Annotated in this window: 8 protein-coding genes; 7 read left to right on the forward strand and 1 reads right to left on the reverse strand. The window is 55.1% G+C overall.

Annotated elements, in window-relative coordinates; translation table 11 throughout:
• Positions 1-194 precede the first annotated feature (194 nt).
• Positions 195-1,523: a dicarboxylate/amino acid:cation symporter gene (locus AC3CCE_RS01365; protein ID WP_352626906.1), complete on the reverse strand. Its 1,329-nt coding sequence runs from the start codon at positions 1,521-1,523 to the stop codon at positions 195-197.
• A gap of 1,158 nt (positions 1,524-2,681) precedes the next feature.
• Between AC3CCE_RS01365 and nifA the strand changes: the two genes are divergently transcribed.
• The 7 genes from nifA to AC3CCE_RS01400 all read left to right on the forward strand — a co-directional run bounded on the left by nifA (position 2,682) and on the right by AC3CCE_RS01400 (position 12,989).
• Positions 2,682-4,448 carry a nif-specific transcriptional activator NifA gene (gene nifA / locus AC3CCE_RS01370; RefSeq protein ID WP_352626904.1) on the forward strand — a complete coding sequence of 589 codons (1,767 nt, stop codon included), beginning with the start codon at positions 2,682-2,684 and terminating at the stop codon, positions 4,446-4,448.
• Between the two features lie 167 nt (positions 4,449-4,615).
• The gene (uidA, locus tag AC3CCE_RS01375) at positions 4,616-6,427 is read left to right on the forward strand and encodes a beta-glucuronidase (RefSeq protein ID WP_257825605.1); all 1,812 of its coding nucleotides are present in this window, start codon (positions 4,616-4,618) and stop codon (positions 6,425-6,427) included.
• A gap of 19 nt (positions 6,428-6,446) precedes the next feature.
• Positions 6,447-7,868 carry a levansucrase gene (gene sacB, locus AC3CCE_RS01380; RefSeq protein ID WP_001022105.1) on the forward strand — a complete coding sequence of 474 codons (1,422 nt, stop codon included), beginning with the start codon at positions 6,447-6,449 and terminating at the stop codon, positions 7,866-7,868.
• Between the two features lie 178 nt (positions 7,869-8,046).
• A complete protein-coding gene (locus tag AC3CCE_RS01385; RefSeq protein WP_000572405.1) occupies positions 8,047-8,841 on the forward strand; it encodes an aminoglycoside O-phosphotransferase APH(3')-IIa in 795 nt (264 codons plus the stop codon).
• Positions 8,842-10,259: 1,418 nt separating this feature from the next.
• Complete coding sequence (locus tag AC3CCE_RS01390) at positions 10,260-10,484, forward strand: helix-turn-helix domain-containing protein (RefSeq protein ID WP_488376919.1); 225 nt, start codon at positions 10,260-10,262, stop codon at positions 10,482-10,484.
• Positions 10,485-10,719: 235 nt separating this feature from the next.
• The gene (hisC, locus tag AC3CCE_RS01395; RefSeq protein ID WP_352626902.1) at positions 10,720-11,859 is read left to right on the forward strand and encodes a histidinol-phosphate transaminase; all 1,140 of its coding nucleotides are present in this window, start codon (positions 10,720-10,722) and stop codon (positions 11,857-11,859) included.
• An 89-nt stretch (positions 11,860-11,948) separates the two neighbouring features.
• A complete protein-coding gene (locus AC3CCE_RS01400) occupies positions 11,949-12,989 on the forward strand; it encodes an LLM class flavin-dependent oxidoreductase (protein ID WP_352626900.1) in 1,041 nt (346 codons plus the stop codon).
• Positions 12,990-13,586 lie beyond the last annotated feature (597 nt).

Consider the following 13,586-nt stretch of genomic DNA (forward strand, 5'->3'; position numbering starts at 1 on the left):
TGGACGAACATCATTGCAGACGTAAACCGGTCGGGTATACTGAAAGGCTCATTCGCTTAAAGGGCGGTGAAGATTTGCACTCACACATTTAGCGCTTCTGATACATGGTCCGTGAGGAGCCGTTTAGAGGCTGCGGGTCGGTCGTTCAGTTATGTGACCAGCTAAGCGACTTGACAGGTCGTGGGCCGCCCACCTTACTTGCAGGAGGGTAGCCGGTTTGATGCCTCGGTAAGCTGATGACCGCTGAAGGCAGCTTTCATCTGTGCTCGGTCCAACTCTCCTTCCCAGCGTGCGACGACGAGGGATGCCACTGCGTTGCCGACGCAATTGGTCAGCGCCCGGCATTCGGACATGAATCGGTCGATGCCGAGTATCAGTGCCATCCCAGCAACGGGAACACTCGGAACTACCGCGAGCGTAGCCGCCAGGGTGATGAAGCCCGCACCTGTCACACCTGCAGCGCCCTTGGAGGAAAGCATTGCTACGAACAGCAGCAGCACCTGATCGCCGATGGACAGATCCGTGTTCGTCGCCTGTGCGATGAAGAGAGCCGCTAGCGTCATGTAAATATTCGTGCCGTCCAGATTGAACGAATATCCGGCCGGGATGACGAGACCCACAACCGAACGCCTGGCGCCCGCCTTCTCCATTTTCTCCATCAGCGACGGGAGCGCCGCCTCCGAGGAGGACGTTGCGAGGACAAGCAGAAGCTCTTCCTTGATGTAACGAATGAGAGAACAAATCGAAAAGCCGTTGTAGCGGCAGACTGCGCCGAGAACCCCGAACACGAAGAGGAAGGCGGTGAAATAGAACGTCGCGACCAGCATCGCGAGGTTGACTACCGAACCGATGCCATATCTGCCGATGGTGAAGGCCATCGCGCCAAAAGCGCCGATCGGCGCGGCCTTCATCAGAATTCCGACGAGCTTGAAGACAGGCACAATGAGCGCCTGGAGGAAGGAAACGACAGGCTTGCCCGTCTCTCCGGCCATCGCAAGCGCCATGCCGAACAGAACCGAGAAGAACAGCACCTGCAGGATGTCGCCTTCCGCGAAGGCACCGACGATCGTTGGCGGGATGATGTTCATCAGGAAGCCGGTGACCGACTGCGCTTTGGCTTTTGCGGCATAGGTATTCACGGCCTGGACATCGAGCGAGGCCGGATCGATGTTCAGGCCGTCGCCAGGCTGGACGACATTGGCGACGATGAGGCCGACGATCAGCGCGAGCGTTGAGAAGGTGAGGAAATAAACCATTGCCTTGCCGGCGACCCGGCCGACCTTATGAAGATCGTTCATGCCGGCAATGCCGGTCGCAATTGTCAGGAAGATGACAGGCGCGATGATCATCTTGACCAGCTTGATGAAGGCATCACCCAGCGGCTTCAGGCTCTCGCCGGTCTCCGGATAAAAATAGCCAATTGCGACGCCGAGCGCGATGGCGGCAAGCACCTGGGCGTAGAGCTTGGTGTAGAAGGGTTTGCGGGGCGCGGGACTCGCGCCGCGGACTTGTGCAGCTGACACTGTTTCTCTCTCCCTGACCGGATCGAGGTGGCGTGACTTCTCCCGGGCTTCTCCCTATCGCGGCGCTCCGGTCGAACGCTGCACCAACGCCGCCGCAATACCCATGCCAGATGAATCCCACCTGAACTGACGTGGGCTCGCCAATGATGGAGGAATGCGGTGTCAGACCAGCGGGCAAGGCCGCGGTCCGAACGCCCTTGATGGTCTCTGGCAGAGTGCTGCCGGTCGATCCCTCTGGCTAGCGGTTTGCTGCACAGAGCGTGGTGGGTTCCTCATTAGCCGGCTTTGGACCGGGCCCCATCGTTGGCGCCAGCGCGTACCAATAGGTCGCCTGTTCAAGGCCGTCCAGATGACAGGCTAACTTACCCCTGTTCGGAAGCGCTCGTTTCTGGACAGCCTACGACCATGCAGCCACTGCAATGCACAGAATAAATTCGGACGGTCCTTTTGGACGACCCATTTTGCAAATCAACGCCCGCAGCAGGGGCAGCCGTTTTCAAGCGGTCGCATCGTAATCTGTTCAGACTTTTCGATACGCTCATTGAGTGTGCCGATTTCGGCCCCAGGCTGGTGATGGTGCTGACCACGACGATGCGATTCAGAAGTTGCGAGCACCGCCTACGAAGTCGTACTCGACGCCAGCTTGGCGCCTTCACACGCAACATCGCCGCCGCCTGATCAACTCGAGAAAGATGGCGGTTGCCGCAACCGACCAGTGCCGTTGGCCCGGTTATTATCGCTCCCGCCCCTCCTTCGCTGGCGCTGGTGAATGGCACGGCCCTGCATTCACACTCCGCGCGGTCAGCCGCTCGGGCAACGCATGGCCGGCCCAGGTATTTCTGCTTCAACGCAAAGATAGAACTGATGAATCCTATCATAGGCCGCGAGGTTTCCTTTCACAGATGAAAGAAAGCTCGATTGACTATGCCGCCTCGCTCCAGTCTTTTGAAAACAACGTGTGTTTGCCCGGGGCAAGCCAATAACATGGCCAAGCCTCGTGGAGGGAGTAGCCAAGCCATGCGTCAGGGCTAGACCCGCTTTGCACTCGACCACACGGCGGCGGCACGAGTTCACGTCGGAGCATTTTCGCGCGTGCCCGCGACGTCGCGGGCGCACATGCCGCCAGCCTAGATTTGATGGCGCGAGATCGAGGATCACATGCACCACAACATTAGCAAGTCAGAACAGAATGCCCGCGACCGCGGCATATCGCTGCCGAATGCGATAAAGGGTTGTCCAAAGTCCGACACGAATCCTGCGAATGTGGCATTGCACGAGCGCGCGCTAACCGGCATCTTCGAAATATCGAAAGTACTCGCCGATGCCGCCCGGCTCGAACTCAAGTTGGCCAAGGTAGTCGATCTCCTGCACTCGTTTGTGCAGATGCGGCACGGCATCATCGCTCTCTGCGATGCCGAGGGCGGACTGGACATCACAGTGGCCAGCGGCTGCGGCACGAACGGCAATGAGCCCTCCCGGTCGCGCCTGCCGCGCAACGCCATCGATCAGATTGTGACGACCGACACGCCGCTCGTCGCCGACGACATAGCGATGCATCCGACCTTCACTGCCGCTGATATCGAGGTGCTTGGGCCCTCCGACACCGTGTCGTTCATCGGCGTTCCCATTCGTGTTGATGGGAACGCCATAGGCGCGCTGACTTTGGACCGGGTTTTGGAAAGCAGGTCAAGCTATCGGCTCGACGATGATGTCCGGCTGCTCACCATGATTGCCAACATGGTGGGACAGACAGTCAAGTTGCATCGCTTCTCCGCGGCCGACCGCGAGCGAGCGCCGGAGCTGGAACATCGGCTGCAAACGAAATTTTCTGATGTTAAGCACCCTGCACCCCGGCGCAAAAAGGTTCACGTCGAGGGGATGATTGGTGACAGTCCGGCGATAAGCGCCCTGCTGGAGAAGATCGCGGTCGTAGCGAAGGCAAAAACCACAGTTCTGTTGCGAGGTGAGTCCGGTACCGGGAAGGAGCTGGCTGCCAAGGCAATTCACGAGTTGTCGCCGCGCGCCAAGCGGCCCTTCGTTAAACTCAATTGTGCAGCGCTCCCAGAGACAGTCCTGGAATCCGAATTGTTCGGTCATGAGAAGGGTGCCTTCACAAGCGCATTCAATTCCCGCAAGGGGCGCTTTGAGCTCGCTGACAAGGGGACGTTGTTTCTGGATGAGATTGGCGAGATCTCGGCCTCGTTCCAGGCAAAGCTACTGCGCGTGCTGCAGGAGCAGGAGTTTGAGCGCGTCGGCAGCAATCAGACCATCAAGGTCGATGTTCGCGTGATTGCCGCCACGAACAGGAACCTGGAAGAGGCGGTTGCAAGGAATGAGTTCCGCGCCGACCTATACTACCGCATCAACGTGGTTCCCTTGCTGGTACCAGCATTGCGCCAAAGGCGCAGCGATATTCCGCTCCTCGCAGCTGAGTTTCTCAAGAAGTTCAACGACGAGAACGGCTGTACGCTCACCTTCGATCCGCGTGCGATTGAAGTGCTGATGAAATGTGAGTTTCCCGGCAACATTCGCGAGCTTGAAAATTGCGTGCACCGGACAGCGATCCTGGCCGAGGGACTGTCAATCGGGAGAAACGACTTTGCCTGCTCCCAAGGCCAATGCTTTGCCGAGGCGCTGTGGAAGTGCAGATCGGGCAAGGCCGCGCTGCAACCACCGCCGATCCTGCCGGAGTCAGCGAATTTGGCCACGCCCTCGGACGAGGCCGCCAGTTCGGCCGCGACTACAGGCCCGCTTGCCGGCGCAACCCACCCAATTGGCGCGAGGACGCCCGACATAGAGCGCGTCATTGCTGCCATGGAAAGATGTGGCTGGGTGCAGGCAAAGGCAGCGCGCTTGCTTGGGCTGACCCCGCGCCAGATTGGCTACGTGCTGAGGAAATACGGCGTCGAGATCAAGCGTCTTTGAAAGCATGACCCTGGGCATGAGCTGAGCCGCTTAGCGCCTTGGCGCCGCGCAGCGATGCAGATCCGCGTGCGCGTCAACTCGATTCGACCGAGGACAGCGTCGACTTACTTGACTTGTGAGCGGATAACTTCTATATGATGTGGACACTTTAAGAAGGAGGTATAACCATGGTCCGTCCTGTAGAAACCCCAACCCGTGAAATCAAAAAACTCGACGGCCTGTGGGCATTCAGTCTGGATCGCGAAAACTGTGGAATTGATCAGCGTTGGTGGGAAAGCGCGTTACAAGAAAGCCGGGCAATTGCTGTGCCAGGCAGTTTTAACGATCAGTTCGCCGATGCAGATATTCGTAATTATGCGGGCAACGTCTGGTATCAGCGCGAAGTCTTTATACCGAAAGGTTGGGCAGGCCAGCGTATCGTGCTGCGTTTCGATGCGGTCACTCATTACGGCAAAGTGTGGGTCAATAATCAGGAAGTGATGGAGCATCAGGGCGGCTATACGCCATTTGAAGCCGATGTCACGCCGTATGTTATTGCCGGGAAAAGTGTACGTATCACCGTTTGTGTGAACAACGAACTGAACTGGCAGACTATCCCGCCGGGAATGGTGATTACCGACGAAAACGGCAAGAAAAAGCAGTCTTACTTCCATGATTTCTTTAACTATGCCGGAATCCATCGCAGCGTAATGCTCTACACCACGCCGAACACCTGGGTGGACGATATCACCGTGGTGACGCATGTCGCGCAAGACTGTAACCACGCGTCTGTTGACTGGCAGGTGGTGGCCAATGGTGATGTCAGCGTTGAACTGCGTGATGCGGATCAACAGGTGGTTGCAACTGGACAAGGCACTAGCGGGACTTTGCAAGTGGTGAATCCGCACCTCTGGCAACCGGGTGAAGGTTATCTCTATGAACTGTGCGTCACAGCCAAAAGCCAGACAGAGTGTGATATCTACCCGCTTCGCGTCGGCATCCGGTCAGTGGCAGTGAAGGGCGAACAGTTCCTGATTAACCACAAACCGTTCTACTTTACTGGCTTTGGTCGTCATGAAGATGCGGACTTGCGTGGCAAAGGATTCGATAACGTGCTGATGGTGCACGACCACGCATTAATGGACTGGATTGGGGCCAACTCCTACCGTACCTCGCATTACCCTTACGCTGAAGAGATGCTCGACTGGGCAGATGAACATGGCATCGTGGTGATTGATGAAACTGCTGCTGTCGGCTTTAACCTCTCTTTAGGCATTGGTTTCGAAGCGGGCAACAAGCCGAAAGAACTGTACAGCGAAGAGGCAGTCAACGGGGAAACTCAGCAAGCGCACTTACAGGCGATTAAAGAGCTGATAGCGCGTGACAAAAACCACCCAAGCGTGGTGATGTGGAGTATTGCCAACGAACCGGATACCCGTCCGCAAGGTGCACGGGAATATTTCGCGCCACTGGCGGAAGCAACGCGTAAACTCGACCCGACGCGTCCGATCACCTGCGTCAATGTAATGTTCTGCGACGCTCACACCGATACCATCAGCGATCTCTTTGATGTGCTGTGCCTGAACCGTTATTACGGATGGTATGTCCAAAGCGGCGATTTGGAAACGGCAGAGAAGGTACTGGAAAAAGAACTTCTGGCCTGGCAGGAGAAACTGCATCAGCCGATTATCATCACCGAATACGGCGTGGATACGTTAGCCGGGCTGCACTCAATGTACACCGACATGTGGAGTGAAGAGTATCAGTGTGCATGGCTGGATATGTATCACCGCGTCTTTGATCGCGTCAGCGCCGTCGTCGGTGAACAGGTATGGAATTTCGCCGATTTTGCGACCTCGCAAGGCATATTGCGCGTTGGCGGTAACAAGAAAGGGATCTTCACTCGCGACCGCAAACCGAAGTCGGCGGCTTTTCTGCTGCAAAAACGCTGGACTGGCATGAACTTCGGTGAAAAACCGCAGCAGGGAGGCAAACAATGAGCTCAAGGAGACATGAACGATGAACATCAAAAAGTTTGCAAAACAAGCAACAGTATTAACCTTTACTACCGCACTGCTGGCAGGAGGCGCAACTCAAGCGTTTGCGAAAGAAACGAACCAAAAGCCATATAAGGAAACATACGGCATTTCCCATATTACACGCCATGATATGCTGCAAATCCCTGAACAGCAAAAAAATGAAAAATATCAAGTTCCTGAATTCGATTCGTCCACAATTAAAAATATCTCTTCTGCAAAAGGCCTGGACGTTTGGGACAGCTGGCCATTACAAAACGCTGACGGCACTGTCGCAAACTATCACGGCTACCACATCGTCTTTGCATTAGCCGGAGATCCTAAAAATGCGGATGACACATCGATTTACATGTTCTATCAAAAAGTCGGCGAAACTTCTATTGACAGCTGGAAAAACGCTGGCCGCGTCTTTAAAGACAGCGACAAATTCGATGCAAATGATTCTATCCTAAAAGACCAAACACAAGAATGGTCAGGTTCAGCCACATTTACATCTGACGGAAAAATCCGTTTATTCTACACTGATTTCTCCGGTAAACATTACGGCAAACAAACACTGACAACTGCACAAGTTAACGTATCAGCATCAGACAGCTCTTTGAACATCAACGGTGTAGAGGATTATAAATCAATCTTTGACGGTGACGGAAAAACGTATCAAAATGTACAGCAGTTCATCGATGAAGGCAACTACAGCTCAGGCGACAACCATACGCTGAGAGATCCTCACTACGTAGAAGATAAAGGCCACAAATACTTAGTATTTGAAGCAAACACTGGAACTGAAGATGGCTACCAAGGCGAAGAATCTTTATTTAACAAAGCATACTATGGCAAAAGCACATCATTCTTCCGTCAAGAAAGTCAAAAACTTCTGCAAAGCGATAAAAAACGCACGGCTGAGTTAGCAAACGGCGCTCTCGGTATGATTGAGCTAAACGATGATTACACACTGAAAAAAGTGATGAAACCGCTGATTGCATCTAACACAGTAACAGATGAAATTGAACGCGCGAACGTCTTTAAAATGAACGGCAAATGGTACCTGTTCACTGACTCCCGCGGATCAAAAATGACGATTGACGGCATTACGTCTAACGATATTTACATGCTTGGTTATGTTTCTAATTCTTTAACTGGCCCATACAAGCCGCTGAACAAAACTGGCCTTGTGTTAAAAATGGATCTTGATCCTAACGATGTAACCTTTACTTACTCACACTTCGCTGTACCTCAAGCGAAAGGAAACAATGTCGTGATTACAAGCTATATGACAAACAGAGGATTCTACGCAGACAAACAATCAACGTTTGCGCCAAGCTTCCTGCTGAACATCAAAGGCAAGAAAACATCTGTTGTCAAAGACAGCATCCTTGAACAAGGACAATTAACAGTTAACAAATAAAAACGCAAAAGAAAATGCCGATGGATCCACAGCAAGCGAACCGGAATTGCCAGCTGGGGCGCCCTCTGGTAAGGTTGGGAAGCCCTGCAAAGTAAACTGGATGGCTTTCTTGCCGCCAAGGATCTGATGGCGCAGGGGATCAAGATCTGATCAAGAGACAGGATGAGGATCGTTTCGCATGATTGAACAAGATGGATTGCACGCAGGTTCTCCGGCCGCTTGGGTGGAGAGGCTATTCGGCTATGACTGGGCACAACAGACAATCGGCTGCTCTGATGCCGCCGTGTTCCGGCTGTCAGCGCAGGGGCGCCCGGTTCTTTTTGTCAAGACCGACCTGTCCGGTGCCCTGAATGAACTGCAGGACGAGGCAGCGCGGCTATCGTGGCTGGCCACGACGGGCGTTCCTTGCGCAGCTGTGCTCGACGTTGTCACTGAAGCGGGAAGGGACTGGCTGCTATTGGGCGAAGTGCCGGGGCAGGATCTCCTGTCATCTCACCTTGCTCCTGCCGAGAAAGTATCCATCATGGCTGATGCAATGCGGCGGCTGCATACGCTTGATCCGGCTACCTGCCCATTCGACCACCAAGCGAAACATCGCATCGAGCGAGCACGTACTCGGATGGAAGCCGGTCTTGTCGATCAGGATGATCTGGACGAAGAGCATCAGGGGCTCGCGCCAGCCGAACTGTTCGCCAGGCTCAAGGCGCGCATGCCCGACGGCGAGGATCTCGTCGTGACCCATGGCGATGCCTGCTTGCCGAATATCATGGTGGAAAATGGCCGCTTTTCTGGATTCATCGACTGTGGCCGGCTGGGTGTGGCGGACCGCTATCAGGACATAGCGTTGGCTACCCGTGATATTGCTGAAGAGCTTGGCGGCGAATGGGCTGACCGCTTCCTCGTGCTTTACGGTATCGCCGCTCCCGATTCGCAGCGCATCGCCTTCTATCGCCTTCTTGACGAGTTCTTCTGACCCGGTACCTCAGCGCTAGCGGAGTGTATACTGGCTTACTATGTTGGCACTGATGAGGGTGTCAGTGAAGTGCTTCATGTGGCAGGAGAAAAAAGGCTGCACCGGTGCGTCAGCAGAATATGTGATACAGGATATATTCCGCTTCCTCGCTCACTGACTCGCTACGCTCGGTCGTTCGACTGCGGCGAGCGGAAATGGCTTACGAACGGGGCGGAGATTTCCTGGAAGATGCCAGGAAGATACTTAACAGGGAAGTGAGAGGGCCGCGGCAAAGCCGTTTTTCCATAGGCTCCGCCCCCCTGACAAGCATCACGAAATCTGACGCTCAAATCAGTGGTGGCGAAACCCGACAGGACTATAAAGATACCAGGCGTTTCCCCCTGGCGGCTCCCTCGTGCGCTCTCCTGTTCCTGCCTTTCGGTTTACCGGTGTCATTCCGCTGTTATGGCCGCGTTTGTCTCATTCCACGCCTGACACTCAGTTCCGGGTAGGCAGTTCGCTCCAAGCTGGACTGTATGCACGAACCCCCCGTTCAGTCCGACCGCTGCGCCTTATCCGGTAACTATCGTCTTGAGTCCAACCCGGAAAGACATGCAAAAGCACCACTGGCAGCAGCCACTGGTAATTGATTTAGAGGAGTTAGTCTTGAAGTCATGCGCCGGTTAAGGCTAAACTGAAAGGACAAGTTTTGGTGACTGCGCTCCTCCAAGCCAGTTACCTCGGTTCAAAGAGTTGGTAGCTCAGAGAACCTTCGAAAAACCGCCCTGCAAGGCGGTTTTTTCGTTTTCAGAGCAAGAGATTACGCGCAGACCAAAACGATCTCAAGAAGATCATCTTATTAAGGGGTCTGACGCTCAGTGGAACGAAAACTCACGTTAAGGGATTTTGGTCATGAGATTATCAAAAAGGATCTTCACCTAGATCCTTTTAAATTAAAAATGAAGTTTTAAATCAATCTAAAGTATATATGAGTAAACTTGGTCTGACAGTTACCAATGCTTAATCAGACTAGAGCTTCCATCCGCTTGCCCTCATCTGTTACGCCGGCGGTAGCCGGCCAGCCTCGCAGAGCAGGATTCCCGTTGAGCACCGCCAGGTGCGAATAAGGGACAGTGAAGAAGGAACACCCGCTCGCGGGTGGGCCTACTTCACCTATCCTGCCCGGCTGACGCCGTTGGATACACCAAGGAAAGTCTACACGAACCCTTTGGCAAAATCCTGTATATCGTGCGAATTGTCTAGACATTCGCGAGCTTGAAAATTGCGTGCACCGGACAGCGATCCTGGCCGAGGGACTGTCAATCGGGAGAAACGACTTTGCCTGCTCCCAAGGCCAATGCTTTGCCGAGGCGCTGTGGAAGTGCAGATCGGGCAAGGCCGCGCTGCAACCACCGCCGATCCTGCCGGAGTCAGCGAATTTGGCCACGCCCCCGGACGAGGCCGCCAGTTCGGCCGCGACTACAGGCCCGCTTGCCGGCGCAACCCACCCAATTGGCGCGAGGACGCCCGATATAGAGCGCGTCATTGCTGCCATGGAAAGATGTGGCTGGGTGCAGGCAAAGGCAGCGCGCTTGCTTGGGCTGACCCCGCGCCAGATTGGCTACGTGCTGAGGAAATACGGCGTCGAGATCAAGCGTCTTTGAAAGCATGACCCTGGGCATGAGCTGAGCCGCTTAGCGCCTTGGCGCCGCGCAGCGATGCAGATCCGCGTCCGCGTCAACTCGATTCGACCGAGGACAGCCTGGCTGAATTCCCATGTCAGCCGGCGCTGCGACCATTGTGTGAAAGGCAACCCTGCCATCGTCAATCCCGTCCGCCATGTTGCTCTCGTTGCGAGCTCATACGGATGCCCCCTGTGTGACTGAAACGGAGTTAAATATGTCCGACGCAAAACTGCAAACTGTGCTTTCGGCTCTTTCGCAAGTGACACGACAGTTGGATGCTCTGCCGTCCAACGGACCAGCGCCGGACGCAAATTTTATCAAGCTGAATACGAATGAGAACCCGTTTCCGTTGCCGCCAATCATAATGCAAAGTGCAGTGGCGGCCCTCAAGCGCCAGTATCTATATCCGGATGACGATAACTTCAGATTGAGAGAAGCAGCGTCCAGCACCTATGGCGTCTCCAGGGATCAGGTCATCGCTGGCAACGGGTCGTCTGAACTGCTCGGACTGATCTACAGAGCTTTCCTCGCACCCGGCGACAAGGTTGCGATGATGTCGCCAGGGTTTTCGTTCAACCGCAAACTTGCCATGCTTCAGGGCGCTGAGTTCCTCGAAATCGGATGTCAAGCTCATTCCCTGCCAATGGAGCAATTGCTTTCTGGTCCGGCAAAAGACGCCAAATTTATTATGTTGGCCAATCCAAACAATCCGACCGGAACATTCCTCCCGATAAGCGATATCGAACGCCTCGTAGCACAATCGGACCGCTTGATTGTCCTCGATGAGGCCTACGTCGACTTTGCACCCGATCACGGACTGCGCCTCATCAACGGGTATTCGAACCTTCTGATCTTGAGGTCATTCTCGAAAAGCTATGCCGCCGCCGGCATTCGCGTCGGTTTCGGTTTCGGTCACCCTGAAATTATTGGAAGGCTGCGAAACATCCAGAACGTCTTCAACATGAACGTGATCGGGCATGCCGTTGGTATCAGCGTGCTTGCGCATCGCGGCGCCTACGCAGACAACCACAAGCACATCAAGGATGAACGAGAGCGAGTGACACTTGCACTATCGCAACTCGGATTTTCCGTAACACCCTCCCGCGCAAATTTCTTGCTGGCCCGTGTGCCCGCGGGACAGGACGGCTCATGGTGGCAAGCAGCATTGGAGAGGCAAAAGATACTTGTCGCGTTTTTTCCGGACAAAGGCTTGGAACACTGTATCCGCGTCAGCATCGGCACAAAAGAGCAGATGGATGAATTTCTTGCTGCCGCTGGCGACATTGCTGGAAGCTTAATGGTGCCAAGCTCCAGGGGCAGGGAAGCGTCAGGCTCTGCTTCTTCGTTACGCTGACGCTAATCGGCGATCACACACATCTCTTCCGACTTGCTTGGTGATCCCAGCAAGAAAACAGCCTGCTTTTAAAATCGGGGACTTAAAGAGTGACAAACGTCTTTCCTTCAAACTTGGCTTTCGGCATCTTCGATCATTTGGATGAGGATGGCCGCGATATAGGCCGGCAGTACGAAGATCGCCTGATATTAGCAGAGGCGTGCGATCAGCTAGGGTTCTATGCCTATCATCTCGCAGAACACCACTGTACTCCCCATGGGAGAGGTCCATCGCCGAATCTGTTCTTATCGAGCGTCGCCCAGCGCACCCGGCGCTTGCGTCTCGGACCCTTGGTGATGCTGCTTGCGCTTTATCATCCGCTGCGTGCGTTCGAAGAGATCTGTATGCTGGACCAGTTGAGCGGTGGCAGGCTCGAACTGGGCATAGGGCGCGGTGCTCTCCCGACCGAATTGGGCTACTTCGGGATTGGTGCGGACGCGGTGCCGGGCCGTTATGCCGAAGCCAGCGAAATTCTTATGCAAATACTTGTTAATTCCAGGGAGGTCGGCACGCTATGCTATCAAGGCCGCCATTTTGATCTCAATGACGTTCCTTTGACGCTAAGACCTCATCAGCGTCCACATCCGCCCACATGGGTCGCTGCCAATCGACCCGAGTCCGCAGCCTGGGCGGCTGCGAATGGAACAAATATCGCGTGTGTAGGACCTTCCTCTTCTGTTCGCAAAACTACTGATGCGTTCCGCGCCTATCGAGAGGACAACGCAGGCGCGGGGGATCAAGGGCGATTTGTCGGATTGCTCCGCATGGTCGTGATTGGGCGTTGTGACACACATGCCTATTCGCTCGCGGCACCTGCTTACCAACGCTGGCTCAAGAGCTTCCAATTCCTTTACGAGCTTAACGCTATCCCCACTCCACCAAACCTGCCGCTGACCTTCGATGCGGCAGTCGAGAGTGAATTGTGCGTGGTAGGATCAGCAGAGTCTGTGCGAAAAGCTCTGCTAGATCAGTTGGAAGAGGCAGGTGCCAACTACCTGCTTTGTCAAATGGCATTTGGAAATCTGCCGCTAGATGCTTCCCTTTACACCGCGACGACCATTCAATCCGAAATCATGGCTCGACTTGGCTGACCATGAAATTCGCGGCCTGAGGTTACATCCTTGTGCAGCGCTCCTCACACCCACGTGCTCGAGCGTGCACGTGGTGGGGCGGGCAATCGGGAGGAGGCCAAACTGACGACGAGCAGGCGGCACAGAATACCAGCTTTGTGCGTTGGCTGGCGTCTGGGCCATCGCGTGAACATGCACGATCCTAAGGAGAGGGTAGCCGAGCGCGTCGCGATGCCGGCACGCGCCTGCTCGTCGCGCTGGCGCTAGTCGTTGCCCATAGCCAGCCGCAGGAGGTTCTTCTCGCCCAGGGCGGCGTCGGTGCGGCGCCCACTAATCCAGCTTCATCAGTGGCCCGTCGGTAGCAAAGCCGTCACTCGCTACGGCGCTATTGAGGGCGCGCTCGCGAGCGGCTTTGCGACGCCCAGCCAACACCTCGAGCGAGCTCGCCCGATGATGGTGGTGCACCGCGGTCGGATACGATGCTGGAGGAAATCGTTCGCAGCCGGTCTTCACGAACTGCGAGGAGTGCTCGTTCTTGAATGCTGGCTGCTGGCCGGACGCGGTGGCCTGAGTGGTCTGCCGACACGCCCGAAAGCCAACGCCACTACCACAAGGCCG

The sequence above is a fragment of the Mesorhizobium sp. P160187 genome (assembly GCF_057766425.1).